We start from the raw sequence: 18791 nt of genomic DNA on the forward strand, positions 1-18791 counted from the left end.
CTTCTCCAAGCTGAAGCACTTCCGCCGCGTCGCCACCCGTTACGACAAGCTCGCAGCCAACTTCCTCGCCATGATCCAGCTCGCCTCAATGCGGCTGTGGCTGCGCGCTTATGAGTCTACGGCCTAGGCCTTCCGGACTTGTCCACGACTTGGTTGCTCTGTCGAAGGTAAGCTTCGTTCCCTTCGGTAGACTCTCTGCGGCAGCTAGATTCTGATTACTTCCGTAATATTATTAGTGCCCGAACCACCCGCGGTTACATGCAAAATTATCTTATCGATATCCTTCTTTATACTACAAATATAGTTTCCCGGCTCCAATGAAATAAATCCGCCGCCCCACGAGCCATCAGGCTCAAATCCTCCGCCGGATATTTCCTCACCAGGCCCATAATATACCTTACCAGTTTCCGTCTTGAAGCTATATCTATGATCAGTCTTAATATCTTGATCTGAAAATATGACCTCATATGTTCCATCCGATCCGAGGTCGCATATTATTATGTTACCTTTATTTATCTCTACAATCTTGTCTGCGTGGATCGACCACCAGTCTCCCGCATCGTCCTTCCGATGCCGAAGGCACGCAAGGTCAAACAGACAAAACGTGGCTGTGTCGGTTGTGATGCTGGTCATACTTGCAACTCTTATCTGAATATCACACTGTTGATTGGAGCCCCTGGGGCGAGGTTGGCACGCTTCGCAGCCTGTCTCAAGGACGAACCTACGCTCTGATTGATTGTGTCGTTCAGCAGCCTAAGCCGTTGATGGGCCGCGCCGCCGATGATCAAATCGACGGGATGGTCGGCATTAAACCTACCGAGATCAAGAAGCTTCCCATACATGCTTTCATAGCGTGCAGCGACATCGGCGCGATATGCTTCCTGCAAGCTTTTGATGCGAACGCTGTCAGTTCCAGGAGAGAATGTAAGCTCGCCGCGATTTGCCGCACGCTGGATCGACAACTCTTTTCTGGAGAACTGCTTCTGCAAATAGGCCAGCTCATCGGGAGGCAAGCTCGCATCGCTCAATATTTTTGGCCTGCTAGCGATCAGGTCAGCGCCACCCCTCTCTGCGGCAACAGAGCGCTTTAGCAAGGTGGTGCCAAGTTTCGCCAAAGGCTTGCCAACCAATGAAACTCCAGCTTTCGCGGCGGCGCCCACGCCGAAAGTGGCAATGCCATCAATAATCATATCGCCCACAAGACCAGCCCCCTTCAACGGCCGATCATTTAGCGCATACATGGTATACTTAGGCTCTTCCAATACACTAATTATAACGGAGTAATCATCCCATGCAAAATATTCAAACTCTTTATCATTCATGTTTTCTTGCATGAAGTATGCAACGCGACGAATTTTTTGGAAATTATCATACGACCTATCACTGTAGTCATCAAATGGACTTTGCCTAAACAACCTCTCTGCCCAACTACCCCATTCTTCATTAGAAACATCTGGATCGCGCCCAGTGAGTCCTATAATTAGTTCTGCAGCTTCATACTTATGTCCATTATCAAGGTAGAACATAATTTCATCTAAATCTTTTAGATCCCCTTCACCGTTTGCAACGCGAACGCCAATTCCCACCTCATTATCAAGCGGATCAAGGCCGTATTCATTGTTAGAAGCGCCTTCTTCTTTATAACTAGAAGAATTTGATGCGCTTGGAGAGTTGTCGTTGTCCTCCGTAACAGTTGGCATATGGCTCGACAAGTCCGCCGCCATCGCCGCTATGTCCCCGGCAGAGAGTAAGCTGGCCGGGGCACCTTCAACAATTAGCCTGCGCAGCGCCTCGCTATTTGCGACGTTTGTATTTCCCGCAGGGGTATCGGCTTTCTCTGCGCCCCCCCCCACCCCGAACGCCACCAGATCCCCAAGCGTCTGGGCGATCACATCGGGCATGGCGGCGCGGAAATTGTCGCCGAAGCTGCCGCCGGAAATCGCGCTGCGGGTGGCCGCGTTCGCCATCGCGCTGACCGTGCGCTGGCCGAGCATCGCCGCGTAGTTGCCCGCGCTGTTATTTTGCGCCAGCGACTCCACGCCGAATGCTTTGCCGGCAGCATAGCCGACACCCGCGCCGATCCCTGCGGCGGCAACGCCGGCAAAGTCAAAATGCGACTGCAATTTCGTCGCCACGCCGATGCCTTGCGTGATCGCACTGCCCGCCGCGCCTCGCGCCGCTGCCCCTGCGATCCGTCCGAAGGTCAGCGACGATTCCGGTTTCGGCCCCGGGAATACCTGGCCGATCCCGGCGGATACACCCGCGCCAATGCCCGCCATCGCGACGGCACTCCAACTGAACTTGTGCTGGATGCCGGTCGCGATCCCGACACCCTGGCTGACTGCGCTGCCGACAGCACCGCCGATGGCGGCAGCTCCGATCATCGCACCAGCGCCGACTTCGCTGGCTACGACGCCGCCAAAGACCGATGTTCCCAGAACGGTCGACATGCCGCCGGCAAGTCCGCCCTCGACTGCACCAGTGGCAGCCAGCACGGCCCCGCTCGTTACCACGGTAACCGCCACTGCGACCACCGCGAGCAGGATCGCGCCGAACACGCCGCATTTGCTGCTCTTCTGAGCGACCTGCGGTGCGGGGTTGGTCGGGCTGGTGTCGCCCAGCGTTTCGGTGGGGTCATAGGGGCGCAGCGTGGTCGACGAATGGTGCGTGCGCTGTACCCCCGCCGGCAGGATCAGCGACTGGCCCGCGACCAGCGTCGTGCTGCCCGACATGCCATTGGCTTCGGCCAGCTTGTACCAAAGGCTCGCATCGCCCCACAGGTTCGCCGCAACCGCCGCCAGGCTCTCGCCGCCCTGCGCGGTGTACATGCCGCCCGAACTCCCCTGTGCATAGCTGGTGATCGCATCATAGCCGAGCCCGAAATCGGCGTTCTGCTGATAGCCCTCGCGGAACGCCGTGTTGCTGCCCTGCACGCGCTGGCGATCAGTTACCGACGCGTCATACGCCTCGTTGCGCGTCCCGTTATTGCCGACATAGCCGATCTGCTTGCCGCCGAAACGATACCATAGCTCATGCGGATCGCCGACGGTCGCGGAACTGGAATCGCTCTCGTCGCGCCGCAGCACCTGGCCGTCGGCTGCGTTGAGATAGGTTACCGTGCGCGGACGCCCGTCGTTGATATGCGCCGATTTAAGCTGGCCCGATCCGTTGTAGCTGTAGGTCGACACATAGACCTGGTTCGATGTCGTTCCGGTATCGCTGTCATATTCGACCTTGTTCTGAACGGCGCCGTCCCACCATTCATAGGTGTTGGTGGTTTTCGTATCGGGAGCTGCGCTGTCACCGCTGGTTGTGCGACTGTTCTTGTAGTTCTTGGTCGTGACACTGGCCGCCGAGCCCAGCGCATAGCTGGTCGTGCCACTGGTGCCATAATTATACGTTGAGTCCGCCAGATAGGTGTCGGCGCCGCGCCGCGTCGCCGTATTCTCCGTCGCGATCCGACCGACGCTGTTGTAGGTCAGCGCGCGGCTATAACCCACCGTCGTGCCGCTGGTATAATCGGTCTGCGTCAACATCCGCCCGGCAAGGTCGTAGGTATAGAGCGCCTTGTTCGTGCCCGTCGTCGGCAGAGCGCCGACATAATTCTGCGCGTCGTTGAACTCGGGATCCAGCTCCCAGGCCGCCTGATTGAAGCTTGATTCCGCCATCTGGACTGTCGTCAGATGCCCGGCATCGTCATAAAGATAGTCTTCGCGCTGATCGACGATGATCGTATCGTGGATGGTGATGATGCCGCCCGGCGGCGCCATCTGAGGTTCCGGACCCGAAGGCGACGACATGGCCGATGCCGAGGAAAGGAAGGGGTCGCCGCCGATAATGACTGCAGTGACGTTGCGCTGCACCGAGCGCGTCACCGAACTTCGCTGACCATCGAGGTGATAGGCGATGTCGGTGCCGCCCACGCCGCGGACAATGGTGGTTCCGGTGGCCCCGGCAGTCCCGCTCAACGTGCCGTTCGCCGTCACCACGCGGTTCATCGCGTCATAGCGGAACCAGTAATCCTGGGTCGTCGTGCCGTCGGCCTGACCATATTGATTGAGCTTGGTATAGGTGGCGTTGGTCCGGCGAATATTGCCGTTGGCGTCATATTTATACGACACCGAAGCCGGCAGGATTTTCGGGTTGCTCTCGCTGCCGCCCGCTTCGGACCAGGTGCTCAACCGACCGAGCGCATCATAGGTAGCGGTGATATTCTGCGTCGTGTTCGACCATGAAACATGATGCGTGATCAGCCCGCCGTTCACGCCATCGTCGAATTTCCAGTTATAGGTTTCATAATATTCTTCGCCGGCATCGACCGTGTTCTGGCGAATCAACTGGCCGATTTTGTCATACTGGTAGGTAGTCGTCAGGCTGGACCAGTTATCCGTTTGGGTGTCACCCGTTGTCGTGGCAATGCTCTTTACCTGACCGTTATTGTAGTAGGTATAGGCAAGGTTCTCGCCAACCGAACTGGTGCGCCCTGAGAGCCGTCCCGCCACGTCATAGCTGAAGGTAAAGTCATGTCCGCCCAGATCGGTCCGGGTGATCATGTGTCCGGCGCTGTCGCTCTTTTCGATCAGTTTTCGGGTGTTGGCGTAGGTAGTCGTGACCGTCCATCCACCGCTAACGGAGATGCCGGATGCGCCTTCGTCATGCCATTCATATTCTATTGTCGTCGTATCGCCGCCGATCGTTGTCGACACCACGCGGCCGAGCGCGTCATAGGCAGTTGTATCGATTGTCGTGTTCGATGCGCTGGACGAATGCAGGACCTGCTGGCCCAGATTGTCGTATCGGATCTGCTCGACCAGCGTGCCTGCACTCGTGGCAGGCCGGATGATCGTTTCCACCCGCCCCATCTGATCATATGCGTAGCTGGTATATTTGCCGCGCTCATTGCGGACCTTTCGCAGGTCGCCGAAGATGTCATAGCTGTTTTTGATGTAGCCTGAGTCGGGATGCCATTCGGTCGCAACCAACGCATCGGAGCCATATCCCGTGCCTGCCAGCAGCAGCTGCGAGATGATGTTGCCGTTCGCATCCTGGGAACCAATTCGCCGGCCAGAGATATCGTAGAAGACATTCTCAGTCGGGCGTGACGGGGCGTTGTCATGGCCGTTTTCAAGGGTAACCGTTACTAACGGGTATTCCGTCTTCGTAAGACGACCCATGGTATTATAGGTATAATTGACCGTATAGCCCAAGGCATTGGTTTCGCTGGCAACCTCGCCAAAGGCGTTATAGGTCCGCGAGGTCGTCAATGTATCTGCCGTCGTCAGGCTGGCGGTATCGTGCTGCCGCCCTTCTTCGGTGACCGTGATTGCCAGATTGCGCTTGTCATAGGTCGTATAAGTCGCATTGACGCCCGATTGGCTGACCATGCCCAACGCAGTTGTGAAACTGGAAACATTGAGGCTGGTGCCGGCCGAAGTAATGACAATCGTCTGATTGCCGTTCTTGTCATAGCCGTAGACCTTCCAGATACCGTCGCCGGCATTGGTCTTCCACAAACGCCCGGCCGAGTCATAATAGTTGGTAATCTGGGTCTGACCGTGCGCGCTGACCGTCACGACCTCGCCAAAGCTGTTATAGGTGGTCTGCGAATAATCGACTTCGCTCATGCTGGTGGAATTGCCAGTATAAACGCCTGAATAGATAACCCGGCCAGCCAGGTCGTAGCGCGTTGCCTGTGCCTCCGTCACCCCGCTTCCCGAGACGCGGGTGTAGCTCTCCTTTTTCACCCGCCCCATTGCGTCATAGCCATAGCTGCGGGTGAAGCCGCTTGCGTCGGTCATGCTAAGGAGCCGCCCTGAACCCGCGGCATAGGTGTAGGAGGTCACCCGGGATGGCAGGCTTCCCGATCCTGCCTGGGTAACGCGCGTCAGATTTCCCAGTCCATCGTAGCGATAGCTTGTGGTCGGCGTCACGGTGGTCGAACCATCGGAAAAGGACGAGCGCGCTTCGCTGGTCAGGCGGCCGGCAGAGTCATAGGTGTAGCTGGATGTTTCATCGGTCGCTTCGGTCTTGGTCAGCACCTGGCCGAGGCCGTTATAGGTGTATTCTATCGTGGAATTTGCGTTCGCTCCGCTCCGCAGCGTCAGCGCGCCGGTGCTGCTGTTGATCGTGTACGACGCGACCGATGCGCGCGTCTCGGACGTACGGTTCCCGGCCTTGTCATATGTGAAGGTGGTAACCCGATCCGCGCCGTTGGTCGAAACCGCCGGCGCCGACGCAGTCGAAACCGTACCGGTCCACCGGGTTGCATAGCGCCGCTCGCTGACGACATTGCCATCCGGATCGTAAGACCATTTGGTCAGATACCCTTCGGCATCGAGCCGCGCAGTCTCGTGATTGCGCTTGTCGTACCAGCTATAGGTCGTCCCCCCATTGGGATCAGTGGTCAGAACTACATTGCCCGCCGCGTCATATTGATAGCTAGTCGTGCGCGTTGCAGAGGCAAAGCCACTTGCAAGCCCCCCCGACATTGCAGACATTGCCGTCGTCGATATCAGCCGGTTCAGCGCATCATAGACATAGGCCACGCTGCGGCTGCTACCGCTCGGAGCCGATGGAATCGTGTGCGAGCTGGAGGACGGCAGCGTGACGGCAGTTGCGTAGACCCGGCTGGCCGACAGATTGCCATTGGCATCATATGTGAACGACGAGTAGGTGCCCTTTGTGTCGCTGGTCTGCGCCAGCTCGCTGATCTTGCGATTGAGGCTGTCATAGCCATACAGCGTGCGCGCGCCACCTGCGTCGATCGTTTCAACGACATTGCCGCGCGCGTCGTAATAGACATATTCAGTGGGAATTACGTTGGTAGTCGCGATCAGACCGTCGTCGATCACCGTCACGGAATCGCCCGCTGTCGATTTCAGGCGATTAAGCTTGTCATAGGTATAGCTGGTCGTTCGTTTATAGCTGAGATTGTCCGCCTCGACCTTTTTCGTAAGGTTGCCCCGCGCATCATATTCATAACGATTGACGACTGTCGACACGGTCCCCAGTCCATTGTCGACCGTAATCGGCGTGGTTTCGGTCAGGACGCGGCCGAGTTTATCGTAGGTGTAAGTAACGGTCGCACCACTCGCCGCGGCCGACGCAGTCGCCGACTTGCCCGTGACCGAGATGCGATTGCCAAACGCGTCGTAGCTATAGCTTTCGACAAATCCGAGTGCGTCCGTCGATGTCAGGACGCGCCCCAGTTTGTCGTAGCTGAACGCGGTAACGGCATCTTCGCTTGTACTGGCCGAAACAGTCGGCAGGCTGTTGGCAGAAGCGGTGCCTGTAGCCTTGTTGTAGCGCTGTGTTACACTGCCCACCTCGCCAAAGGCGGTATAGCTGGTTTCGGTGACATAGCTTTCAGCGTCGCGGGTCGCGACCGTCCGACCCAACGTGTCGAACCAGGCATAGCTAAAATTGCCGCGGGCGTCAGTGGTACGCCAGACCTCACCAAAGGCGTTATAGGCCTGGGCCTGGGTTGACCCGTCATTATAGGTGACCAGCGTCACCCGCCCCAGGCCGTCATAACTATATTGCGTCTGCTGGCCATTGGTCGTGACGCTGACCATTTCGCCAAAGCTGTTATAGGCATAGCTGGTGGTAGCGGCGACCGACGTGCCCTGCGCGTGGATCTCCTCGATCAGTCGTCCAACGGCATCATAATCATAGGTCGTCGTGACCGCGCTCGATGTGCCAAACGCATCCACGCGCTGCGTCAGCTGGCCGTCGGCACGATAGGTGTAAGACGTCTTCCCACCCTCGGCGTCTGTCGCGAGTGTGAGACGGCCATCGATGCCGTAACTATAGCTTTGCGTTGCCGCATCACCTGCGCCCGAAGCCAGGCTAACCACCTGGGAAAAAGTTGTGCTGTCGCTTACGCTGATCGCGTTGTTCCACCGCGTCGTCGCGACGGCACGTCCGAGCGCGTCAAGGTCCTGATGCGTAACATATCCCGCGGCATCGACCGTATAGAGGGCGTCTCCGCGCGCGGAATACCAGCTGCGAGTGATGCGATTGCCGGAATCGCTGGCATGCGATGCGGCCCAGCCATCCATCGTCGCAAGCGAGGGCAGCGACGTAGTGCTCCGCACACTCGCAAAGGCAATCGATTTGATCAGGTTGCCATAGGAATCATAAGTAAATCCGGCAACGCCGCCGCCAGCATCGATGGCATAGGCCAGATGACCTGCTGGGTTATACACGCTCCAACTGGTGCGATTGTTGGTGTTGCCGGCCATCGCGCTGACCAGCGACTGGATATTGTCGAAGCTGTAATCGGTGGTCGCAGCCAGCGTTGCGGCATAGCTGGTCGCGCTGGCGACCTGCCCGGCGGCATTGTAAGTCGATGAAACGACGTGCCGAAGCGGATCGACGGTGTAACGCAGCACGCCAGCGCTATCATACACATAGTGGCTGGTGCGGTCGTTGCTGCTGGTTCCCACACTTGCAACCAACGCTGTGAAGCTGCCGGTTGCCCGGAGGCTCGATGTCGTTGCCGTAGCAAACGCAGTGTCGGATATCTTGCGCCCGGCGGCGTCATACTCGCTGCGCGTCAAATAGCCGTTGCCGTCCAGCGCACCGACCAGATTGCCACTGGCATCGTAGAAATAGCGTGTAACGATATCATTGGTGTGTGCGGTCGGATAGACCGGCGTCGATGGCGCAGTCGTTCGGTAGGTGTTGAGGTTGCTGGCAGAAAGCGTGTTGAAATAGGCCAAGGTGGAAACCAACCGACCCGCAGCGTCATATTTGTAAGCCGTCGCCGTGCCGTCATTGTTGATCCGCTCGACCACGCGACCGGCGCTATCATAAACAGTCCATGACCAAAGGTCGTCCACGGTCGCTGTCGGGCGAATGCTGCTGATATCGAAAGCGGCGTCGGGATTGCTCAGCGTGGTCAGCACCGAAGCGGAAAGCGCCGTCTCATATTGTGCAGTCGCGACGAGTCGATTGTCGTCGTCATAGCGGTATTCGGTCAGCGCGCCGGTGCCATTCGCAAGCTTGATGGCTTCGCCAACCAGTCGCCCTGCCTTGTCATAGATATAGAATTGCTTGCCACCGGCTGCGTCGGTTTTGACACGAACACGACCTAGGCTGTCATAGGCATAGCTGGTCGTGCCGCCGTTGACGTTGGCCCCGCTCGTCACCTGACTGATCAGATCGCCAGCCAGATTATAGGTGCTGGTGACGGTATAACCTGAACCCGTTGTGATCGTGGTCGTCTGCTGAGGCTCGTTGAACAAGAACGTCGTCGTGCCGCCGTCAAGGTCGGTTGATGCGGTAACGCGCCCCATGCCATCATAGACAAAGGTCTCTGCGTTTTGTCCCGAGTGCTGGCGCGACAACAATTGCCCGGCCTGATCATAGACATAGGCGGTCTGCTGCAGCTCGGCGCCGGATGCCGCTGCGCCCGCCGAGGTCAGCTTGCTGTAGGTGGTTTCGCTGACCACATTTCCGCGCGCGTCATACGATACGAATGTCGCCTGCATCGCGTTCTTGTTCTGCGCTGATATCCAGCTCTGCAGCGCCGACTGACTAACCGACTGGTTCGACGCGAGGCCACTGATATTATAGTAGGTTTCACTGAGCGAGCCGGTCTTGAGAACCTGGCCATAGGTGTCGCGTTCGATCGTGGTAACTTCACCACGCGGCCCGATCGTTCCCACCAATCGGCCCACGCCGTCATAGACGTAGCGCGTGGTTTCCGACACAGAGGCGCCACTCTCGTTGATTCCGCTATGGGTCTCGGTCAAAAGCAGACCGCCCGACCCATAGGTTCGCGTCACGACATTATTGAGCGGGTCTGTACTGGTGAGGAGATTGCCGTCCGCGTCATAAGTGAAGCTGCTCAGCTTGCCATTTGCATCGGTCGAACTCGTCAGATCACCATTGCTATTATACGCAAAGCTGACGATCTGTTGCGCGGCTCCGGAATAGGCAGGCGGCGCCTTGATCTGCTTGAGTTGACCCGACGTATCATAGGTAAGCCGCGTGACCTGACCGGACGGATCGGTAACTTCGGTGTAATTGCTACCATAGCTAAGCGTTGTTGTGCGCGAGACACCGGTAGAAGCCGCCTGGGCGATGGTCGCCACCCGCCCGGAGCTGTCATAGCTTATCGAAAGGCTTGAACCGTCACTCTGTTGGATCGTCGTGACGCGCCCAGAAGAATCGTAGAGATACTTCGTCCAACTCGACCGACTGTCGGTCGGAGAGCTATTGTCAGATGGCGTCAGATCGGTGCGCACTTGGGAAAGGCGACCACTGGCATAGACATACCAGACGCGCGTCAGGGTTTTCGACGTGTTGGTCGCAAGATCGGTATAGCCGGTCTGAACATTGGTAATGTTATTGCCCGACCAATTGTACTGGACCCACGCACCGTCTGCGGTCGTTACACGATAGAGTTTGCCGCTCGAATAGGTGAAGGTAAGCGTATTGCCGCTACGATCTGCCTGCTGGGTTATCCTGCCGCCGTTACTGTCATCATAGGTTTCCGTAATGCCGGTGTCGCCGTCGGTCCACACCCAGTTCGTCCCCGACTTGACGATTCTGTCATAGGCTCCGCCGCCAGCTTTGCTGACATAGGCAGCCTTTGACGTGTCATAGGTGTAGACAATCTCAGAACCATCGGCCGCGACACGTTTGATCGTGCTGCCGGCAGTGTTAAGCGTCCCGCTGAGCCCGTAAACTATGCGATCGGTACTCTGACGCCACTTGTCCCCATTATCGTCGGACAACGTCGTCAGGCTGTTATAGCTTCGCGAAATGCCCACATCGGGACCTAGTCCGACCAGAAATTCATCCTGCCGCTGCACGACAAGGTTCCCGGTCGACGCATTGACGTAGACCTTATCTCCAGATCCGCCCTGTGCCGCGCTCCCCAGCAAGCCAGCACCGCCAAGCACCGATGCGGATCCGGATTGCAGCCCCGTGCCCTGACCCGTGAAGATCGCAACCATTGCGTAAGCCCCCTCGTGCGGCACGCACCTGCCTGCCACTTCAGAGGATTAGTCAGGGGATTGCGGGAATAGTTTAGGTCGATCCGACAAAAAAGTTAGAAGTTCTGCGTCCGGGAAAGTTGCAAGGCGGATCGTCGAGATCATTGCGATCCGACCGATCTTGTCTAAGATCATGATTAACGCGGCAGAGCGACAGCCGCCCTGACCAACCGGAGAGTTCGAGTGGAAGCTGATCGCGCGTTGAATCTTCTCGACGATATGCTGTGGAATTGCGCGATCGTGGCTGGGCCGATTCTTTTAGCCATTCTGCTTGTCGGCCTGTTGATCAGCATCGTTCAGGTGGCGACACAGGTTCAGGAAATGACGATCAGCTTTGTTCCCAAGCTGATCGTCGCGGGAACCCTTATGGTTCTGCTTGGACCATGGATGATTGCACGCATTAGTGATTTCGCGCGCGGCCTATATCTGCTTATCCCGACCCTCGCAGGATAAGCTATCCCTCCAACTTTACGATGTCGAACGATTTGAGATCTATTCTGAACGGAATCTCGCTGATCGAAAGGATGGAAAGGCGCGGCAGTGCTCGCCGTGTCAACCCCCGCAAGTGACGGCGCAGTTCGGCGCCACACAGAAGCACCGGCGCCCTGCCTTGTCGGAACATTTCGTCGCTGAGCGGCGCAAGCTTGCGAAGCATCTGCTCCGCCAGACGCGGATCGAGCGCCATTCCCCCGCTGGCGCCTGGGCGGGCTGCTCCGATGATCTGGTTTTCGAGGCGCGGATCAAGACTGAGCACTGCCAAGTCGCTGTGCTGGCCGCGCAGCTTGTGGCAGATCGCGTAGCTCAGCTTCTGACGAACCAGTTCGGTAAGTTCGGCTGGATCCTTCTGATTGCGACCGACATCGGTAAGGTGCTCGATTATGATGTCGAGATTGGCGATCGACACATTCTCCGCCAGCAGATTTTGCAGGACGCGTTGCACATCCGCCATCGATAGAATGTTCGGCACCAGCTCTTCGAAAAGGCCCGGTTGCCGCTCGCGCAGACCATCAATCAAGGCAACTGCCTGCGAACGGGTAAGAAGCGTCGCCGCTTCGCCGCGAACAATCTCGCTGAAATGAGTGATCATCACCGTCAGCGGATCGACCAGCGTATAACCTGCCTCACGCGCCTGACCGGCACGCGACGGATCAATCCAGACCGCGGGCAACCCAAATGCGGGATCAACAGCCTCGATCCCGTTCAGACGCATTTTGACGCCGGGACCCGAAACCGCCAGCTGTTGATCCGGGTATATCTCTGCGGCACCATAGCGAGCGCCGAACAAGCGTATTTCATATTCTTGGCCCCCCAATCCATGCCCATCGGCGATTTGCACAGCAGGAAAACCGATACCCAATTCCTGCTCATATGCCTTTCGCAGCGTCGCGATCCGATCAAGAATTTGGGCGCCATCCCGCCCCCAGGACTCTCCAAGCAATTCGCCAAGGCGAAGCTGGAGTACAGGCGGCTGCTCGGCAGATGCCAAGGAAGCGGAGTCCAGTATGGGCACGTCGTTGTCGGCCTCGCGTGCCCCCTGCCGACGATTTCGCCACCAGGCAATCGCGGTGCCAGTGGCGATGATGACGATCGGCCATTTGGGCATTCCGGGCAGCAGCAGCAGCGCTAACAGAATTGCTGCCACGATCAGCGGAATTCTGGGCTCGGAACCCAGTTGCCGCAGCACTTCTGCTCCGAGCTGCTTATCGGAGCCCGAACGCGTGACGATAATCCCGGTAGCAATGGAGATGATCAGCGCGGGAAGCTGCGTAGAAATGCCATCGCCGATCGTTAGCAGCGTGAACTGGGCCAACGCTTCGGACCAGTCCATTCCCATCTGCGTGATGCCGATGATCCACCCGGCAATGATATTGATCAGCAATATGATGATGCCGGCGATCGCGTCGCCCTTCACGAATTTCGAAGCACCGTCCATCGCGCCGTAGAAGCTCGCTTCTTTCTCGAGCTCCTCCCGGCGGCGAACCGCTTCCTTCTGGTCGATCAGACCCATGTTGAGATCGGCATCGATGCTCATTTGCTGACCAGGCATCGAATCCAGCGTGAAGCGCGCTGCAACTTCGGACACACGCTGTGCGCCGCTTGTCACGACGACATATTGCACCACGACCAGAATGAAAAAGACAACCAGGCCGATGACGAAATTGCCCTGCACGGCGAAAGCGCCGATCGATCCGATCACCTGACCCGCGCTGCCGTGATTGAGAATCAGACGCGTCGCCGCGACATTGAGCGAAAGGCGATAGAGCGTTGCCACCAGCAACAGGGAAGGAAATGTCGAGAATTCGACCGGCTTGGCTACGTAGAAGGTCAGCAGAAGGATCGTCAGAGCAAGCGCGAAATTGATGATGATCGCCAGATCCAGCGCAGCCGGCGGCACAGGCGTAAACAGGATGGCGAGGATCGCCACGGTTGCCGTCACCAGCGCCAGATCCTTCTGGTTGCGCAGGATATTTGCGATCATGCTCAATGCGTCCCCATTCGCTGCGAACTACGCAACAATTCCCCATAGATTTCTGCGACTTCGCGAAATTTTTCGCCCGGTATCGCTTCGCCTTCCGAACAAGCGCGAAACAGCGCGCGGGCAAGCGGGGGCCGCGAAAACACCGGCATGCCAAGCCGAGCCGCCTCCTCCCGCAACGCAAGCGCAAAACGGTTACGTCCCTTAGCGGTGATAATCGGCGCTTCGTCTTCTTCGGCGCGATAGCGCAGCGCCACGGCAAAATGCTGAGGATTAACCACCAGTAGATCCGACCCGGGCAACTTGCCTTTACTCTGGCTTGCCTGGGCGAATTCGGCGTGTAGTTGCTTGCGCCGGTGTCGCAGGCGCGGATCGCCTTCGCGATCCTTTGTCTCGCGGGTGATTTCGCGGCGACTCATCCGCATTTGCTTCAGAAATTCGCCACGAACGAGGATCTGATCGAGCAGCACAAATGCAAGCGCGATCCCGGCAAAGGTGAATGTCGTACGCAATGCGAGCGCGAACATCGCCTCGGACAGCCTCACGGCGCTTCCTCCCGCCTCGGCCAAGCGCGACGCCGCATCGCGCGCCAACAGCCAGGTGGCTACGCCGTACACCAGCGCCTTGAACACCGTCTTCAGCGTTTCTTTCAGCATTCGCGTCGAAAACAATCGCTTAAGCCCGGTCGCTGGATTGAGTCGCGAGAAGTCCGGCTTGAGCGGCTCGGCAGAAAAGACCAGCCCGCGCAGCTGAATGATTTCGAGCAGCAGAATGATCGCAAGCGCCGTCCCACCGAACAGCAGCACCGGTGCGAACATGGCGCTTGTGAATTGCCCGGCCAGGGACAACGCCTGTTCAGGATCGCCACCGGTGGTGCTGACGCTGTCGATCACGGTTCCCGTCAGATCTGCAAGTCGTCCCGCCCAGTGACGACCTGCGACCGACAGAAAGACACCCAGTGCAGCCAGCCCGCCCATAAAGCCCAGTTCGCTGCTACGCGCGACCATACCCCGCTCGCGCGCGCGCTTGAGTTTGTAGGGAGTCGGAGCCTCGCTACGGTTCTGGTCCTGCTGCTCAGCCATTCAGAACAGCCCCGTCATCGTGTCGAACGCGGCCCGCAAAAGGTGCAGAAAAAGCGCCGCCGAAGCCGAGAGCGCGAGCGGAACGACGAGAATGGTCGCAAGTGCCTTCACCTGAAATCCGATGAACAGCACATTCATCTGCGGCAAGGTGCGTGAGAGATAGGCAAGGATGAGATCCAGAAGAAACAGCACCAGCAGCACGATACCAACCATACCGAATGCGATCGCGAGCGCTGACGAAAAGAATTCGATCAGCGTCACCGGTCCGCCCCTCAACGCGACCGCCCCCAACGGCACGGCGCGCAACGACGCAGCAAGGATCGCCAGCAGATCCTGCATGCCGCCCACAGCAAAGAAGACGGCACCGGCAGCATAAACGAACAGCGAACCGACCAACGGCATATTATTGCGCGTCGTCGGGTCGGCCAACATCGCGAGGCCAAATCCTGCCTGGATGTCCACCGTCCGGCCGGCAATCTGGATCGCGGCAAAGGCAAGCTGCAGAGCAAGCGCCAGGGCAATGCCCAGCAGTAACTCCCCCGCCGCCACTCCGGGCAATGCGGAGGTCAGCGCCGGGCTCTGCCAGCTTTCAACCGGATATCCCGACACAAGCCATGCGGAGAGCGACATGGCAATCATCACGCGCGCTACCGTCGGCATTCGCAGCAAGGTGAATGGCTGCCCAAATGCCAGCATCGGCGCTATTCGCAGGCTGGTCAGCAGAGTCGCGACCGCCTGGGCAGTCAGATCGCCCATCGCTTGCATTTACGCTGTGCCAATTCCCAGCCGGACAAGCGACGCAGCGATTGTCCTGCCGCTGGCGTCGATGGGCGTTTCCAGTGCGCGCCGAAAGATCATTTCAGCCCGCGCCTGCTCTCCCGAGCCGGCTGCCAGCAGCGTTGCCGCCAGCGCTCCGGAGAAACATTGGCGATCGAGCCGCAACGCCACCTCAGTGCGCTGACGGGCAGCATCCATGTCGCCGCTGAGCAATTCGACAACTGCCAGCGATCCATGCGCTTCAGCGAAATTGTCATCGATCGCCAGCGCCCTGCCAAAGCGCTGGCGCCCTGCCCCCGTGTCTCCGGCAATCACATATGCCCAACCGGCGGCGATCCAGCTTCCTAGATGCGTGCCGAAAATCTCGGCTCCGCGATCCAGGTCGTTCGCCGCCGCGGCTTCATTGGCGAGCAAGCGGACGAGCCCGCGGCCTATCAGTGCGCGCGGCGATCCGGGATTGCGAGCCAGCGCAGCATCGAACAATTCCCCCGCTGAAGCAGGATCATCGTTTTCGAGGGCGAGTGTTCCAATCGAGGTCAAAGCGTCAGGATGGTCACCCGCAGCCCTGGCGCAGCGCGCGGCCAATTCGCTGTCCTCGATGTCGAGCGCCAGCACCGAAATCGCCGCATTCAACCCCCGATGCTCCGGATGTCGCGCCACATACTGATGCGCCCGCGCAGTTGCCGCGTCCAGATGGCCCAGCTGATGCAAAAGCTGAATCTCCAGCTCGGCAGCCTGCGGCAATGCTTCGCCCGTGCTTTCGTCGAGCAGTTCCAATGCCGCATCGAAATGCTGCTGCATGGAGAGAGACCAGGCAAGATTGAAGCGCAACGGAGGGGCATCGACGCCGTCTGCCCGAAGCGATGCCAACGCCTCTGCCGCGTGCGACCAATCCTGTGCCTGCATCGCTATGACGGCGCTCAGATGCCGCGCCTCGATCGACAGAGGCGCAATCCGCTCGTGACGCGCGAGCAACTCGGCTGCCGCCTGCAACTCGCCTTCATCCAGCGCCGCTTCCGCCGCGTCGACCAGCAGTCGGATATTATCCGGATCCTCTTCAAGGAAGCGTGACAAGGTCGCAAAGCGTCCCGCTTTGGTCATTTCTCCTCCACCCCCAATTGTACGATTGCCCGCTGCATCGCCGCTCGTCCGCGTTCATCCTCGCCCAGCATTGTCACCACCTGCTCAATCACTTTCTGAAATGCCGCATCATTGGCGACGGCCTCGCCAAACTCTTCGGTAAGGATTGCGCGAACCACGAGCCGACGCACATGCCGCTCGTCCAGATCCTCCATAGCCGCCAGCGCGCGAATCCGGTCGATCGGTCTCGCCGCGACGGGCTGCGCTGAACCGGCGCGTCCGCTTCGCGCACTGCCGCGCTGTTTCTCGGCGCGTTGCAGTTGGGCGCGGAGCATCAGCAATATCTGATCAACGCCGCCGATCCGGGTCATCTCAATGCGTCCTTCCCGGCCCAAACTGCCCAAGCAACAGCGACGTTGCCGATGCTTCATCCGCTTCGGCTGACGGGCGCCCGATCAGGCCTTCGCACTCGTCGATGATGAGTTGCATGTCATTGTTGAGCGGTAGGTTTTCCTCATTCGCATCGATCCCCGATCGCAAGGCCAGTACCGTTTCGACAAATTCGTTTCGGATCAGATGGGCCAGGCCCTCGGCAAACCGGCGAAGATATGCAGTATCTGGCAGCGCGCCGAGGGGCTCCCAGGTCGCCAATGCCCGCTGCGCCTCTCCGGAAGTCAGTTCGAAAAATCCCAGCTGGAAACGGGCCAGTGCGAAATCCGGCGCGAGCGCAACTGCACGGCTGAGCGAAGCATGCGCCTCGATTGGTCGACCTGCTCCGGCAAGGATCGACCCGCGCAGAAAATGCAATCGAGCATCCTCCGGATACGCGTCGATCATCTTCTCGGTCAGGACGATTGCATCGTCGGTCTGCACCTGCATCGCACCGAGCAATTGCTGCATTTCATCGTCCGGACATTGGGTCATGTTCCCGCCTCCTTCATCCTATTCGCCAATTCGCCGGCGAAGCGTACGCAAAGCTTTGGCGTGAAGTTGCGATACGCGTCCGGGCGTAACGCCCAGTAACTGCGCCACCTGTCTGAAGCTAACACCGTTGCCGTAATGCTGGCGGATGATCATCGCTTCCCTCTCGGGCAAGCGTTCGATTTCCGAGCGTAGCTTCCCATGCAGCTGGCGCCAGGCAAGGCTCTCATATGCGCTCGGTCGGTGATCTGCCCCGTCCTCGCGTTCGATCATGCCGGTATCGTCCAGCATAACTCCAATCGCCATGCTTGAAACCATTTCGGTCAGAACGGCCAGGGTATCGCCAGCCCCGGTCGCGGCATCCGCCACCGAAGCCAAGCGTTCGGATGCCATTTTGCGTCGATAGCCATACTGCGCATCAAGCTCGTTCAGCCGTGCCGCGCCATCGATGATACAGCCTAGGATCCGGCGGCGCGCGAAGGCACCGAACGGAACCCCGCGAACCGGATCGTAGCGATCAATCGCGTGAAGCAGCCCTTCATAGGCGAACTGCTCCATATCACCCAGTTCGATCCCGTTATCAGGTCTGCGCCGGAGCTGACGCACCGCCAGCCCCCGGGCGAGGTTGCGATAGCGCGAGAAGAGCTGTTCGCGACACCGGATTTCGCGCTCGAAACGCAAGCGGCGCCAAAGCGACGCTTCAACGCGAGGCGGCACCAACACGATGTCGAGCCCGACGCGGGTCACCGGAAGCTGCCCATTACACCCTGCAGTACCAGCCCCCAGCCGTCGATCAGAACGAACATCAGAATCTTGATCGGCAGCGATATCGTTGCCGGGGGAACCATCATCATCCCGAGCGACAGCAAGATGCTGGCGACTACCAGATCAATCAGCAGAAATGGCAGCAGGATGACGAAGCCGATCGTAAAGGCGACCCGGAGTTCGTTGAGCAGAAACGCTGGCGTCAGCTTGAGGATTTCCACGTCTTGCGGCCGTCGTGGCAACGGCGCCTTTGCGATTGCGTAAATGGCCTCGATATCGCTGTCTCGGGTCTGCGCCAGCATGAAGTCGCGCAGTGGCCCGCTCCCCCTGATCATTGCGTCCTGGACGGAAATCCCCCCCTCCATCAGCGGCGTGATCGCCTGGCTGTTCACGGCGGTGAGAGTCGGCGTCATCACAAAGGCCGTGAGAAACAGGCCCAGGCTGATCAGGACCGAACTCGGCGGCGTTTCTGGCATGCCGAACGCATGTCGGATCATCGAAAGAACGACGACGATCCGCAGAAAGCTGGTCATGCTCATCACGATCGCCGGCAGAACCGCCAATATGGTGAGCAGAAGCGCCGTCCGGACGACATCGGTGGAAATGCCGGCGTCCGGCGCCGCAATCGCAGGCAGCGGAAGCGCGCACGCGCCGGTCAACAGGCCGCCGAACAGCAACGCCCGC

11 protein-coding genes and 1 pseudogene are annotated in these 18791 nt (G+C 58.8%); 2 read left to right on the top strand and 10 right to left on the bottom strand.

Annotated elements, in window-relative coordinates:
• Positions 1–127, top strand: a pseudogene (locus DKB74_RS08440) (IS5/IS1182 family transposase); the annotation flags it as partial.
• Positions 128–204: 77 nt separating this feature from the next.
• Here DKB74_RS08440 and DKB74_RS18560 read toward each other — a convergent pair.
• On the bottom strand, positions 205–633 hold the full coding sequence (locus DKB74_RS18560) for a DUF6386 family protein (RefSeq protein WP_145960931.1): 429 nt from the start codon (positions 631–633) through the stop codon (positions 205–207).
• A gap of 11 nt (positions 634–644) precedes the next feature.
• Positions 645–10967 carry an RHS repeat domain-containing protein gene (locus DKB74_RS08445; protein ID WP_109807729.1) on the bottom strand — a complete coding sequence of 3441 codons (10323 nt, stop codon included), beginning with the start codon at positions 10965–10967 and terminating at the stop codon, positions 645–647.
• A 222-nt stretch (positions 10968–11189) separates the two neighbouring features.
• Between DKB74_RS08445 and DKB74_RS08450 the strand changes: the two genes are divergently transcribed.
• Positions 11190–11459, top strand: coding sequence for a flagellar biosynthetic protein FliQ (locus DKB74_RS08450; RefSeq protein WP_109807730.1), 270 nt, complete (start codon positions 11190–11192; stop codon positions 11457–11459).
• 1 nt (position 11460) lies between these two features.
• On the opposite strand, the gene DKB74_RS08455 is transcribed toward DKB74_RS08450, so the two are convergent.
• The 8 genes from DKB74_RS08455 to fliP all read right to left on the bottom strand — a co-directional run bounded on the left by DKB74_RS08455 (position 11461) and on the right by fliP (position 18784).
• Positions 11461–13485 (bottom strand): flagellar biosynthesis protein FlhA, encoded by a 2025-nt coding sequence (locus tag DKB74_RS08455; RefSeq protein ID WP_109807731.1) that lies wholly within the window; start codon positions 13483–13485, stop codon positions 11461–11463.
• Between the two features lie 2 nt (positions 13486–13487).
• Positions 13488–14564, bottom strand: coding sequence for an EscU/YscU/HrcU family type III secretion system export apparatus switch protein (locus DKB74_RS08460; RefSeq protein WP_109807732.1), 1077 nt, complete (start codon positions 14562–14564; stop codon positions 13488–13490).
• On the bottom strand, positions 14565–15329 hold the full coding sequence (locus tag DKB74_RS08465; RefSeq protein ID WP_109807733.1) for a flagellar biosynthetic protein FliR: 765 nt from the start codon (positions 15327–15329) through the stop codon (positions 14565–14567).
• On the bottom strand, positions 15330–16442 hold the full coding sequence (locus tag DKB74_RS08470) for a tetratricopeptide repeat protein (protein ID WP_109807734.1): 1113 nt from the start codon (positions 16440–16442) through the stop codon (positions 15330–15332).
• Positions 16439–16792, bottom strand: coding sequence for a hypothetical protein (locus tag DKB74_RS08475; protein ID WP_109807735.1), 354 nt, complete (start codon positions 16790–16792; stop codon positions 16439–16441). The genes DKB74_RS08470 and DKB74_RS08475 overlap by 4 nt, the downstream gene beginning before the upstream one ends.
• A 1-nt stretch (position 16793) precedes the next feature.
• A complete protein-coding gene (locus DKB74_RS08480) occupies positions 16794–17300 on the bottom strand; it encodes a tetratricopeptide repeat protein (RefSeq protein WP_161956838.1) in 507 nt (168 codons plus the stop codon).
• 63 nt (positions 17301–17363) lie between these two features.
• A complete protein-coding gene (locus tag DKB74_RS08485) occupies positions 17364–18089 on the bottom strand; it encodes a sigma-70 family RNA polymerase sigma factor (RefSeq protein ID WP_161956839.1) in 726 nt (241 codons plus the stop codon).
• On the bottom strand, positions 18086–18784 hold the full coding sequence (gene fliP, locus DKB74_RS08490; RefSeq protein ID WP_239987432.1) for a flagellar type III secretion system pore protein FliP: 699 nt from the start codon (positions 18782–18784) through the stop codon (positions 18086–18088). Before fliP ends, DKB74_RS08485 begins: the two co-directional genes overlap by 4 nt.
• Positions 18785–18791: the final 7 nt, after the last annotated feature.

The organism is Stakelama portus, assembly GCF_003171655.1.
GTDB classification, from domain to species: Bacteria; Pseudomonadota; Alphaproteobacteria; order Sphingomonadales; family Sphingomonadaceae; genus Sphingomonas; species Sphingomonas portus.

Coding starts and splice junctions, on each gene's coding strand:
- DKB74_RS18560 (WP_145960931.1), bottom strand. CDS start 633: ATGACCAGCATCACAACCGACACAGCCACGTTTTGTCTGTTTGACCTT.
- DKB74_RS08445 (WP_109807729.1), bottom strand. CDS start 10,967: ATGGTTGCGATCTTCACGGGTCAGGGCACGGGGCTGCAATCCGGATCC.
- DKB74_RS08455 (WP_109807731.1), bottom strand. CDS start 13,485: ATGATCGCAAATATCCTGCGCAACCAGAAGGATCTGGCGCTGGTGACG.
- DKB74_RS08460 (WP_109807732.1), bottom strand. CDS start 14,564: ATGGCTGAGCAGCAGGACCAGAACCGTAGCGAGGCTCCGACTCCCTAC.
- DKB74_RS08465 (WP_109807733.1), bottom strand. CDS start 15,329: ATGCAAGCGATGGGCGATCTGACTGCCCAGGCGGTCGCGACTCTGCTG.
- DKB74_RS08470 (WP_109807734.1), bottom strand. CDS start 16,442: ATGACCAAAGCGGGACGCTTTGCGACCTTGTCACGCTTCCTTGAAGAG.
- DKB74_RS08475 (WP_109807735.1), bottom strand. CDS start 16,792: ATGACCCGGATCGGCGGCGTTGATCAGATATTGCTGATGCTCCGCGCC.
- DKB74_RS08480 (WP_161956838.1), bottom strand. CDS start 17,300: ATGCAGGTGCAGACCGACGATGCAATCGTCCTGACCGAGAAGATGATC.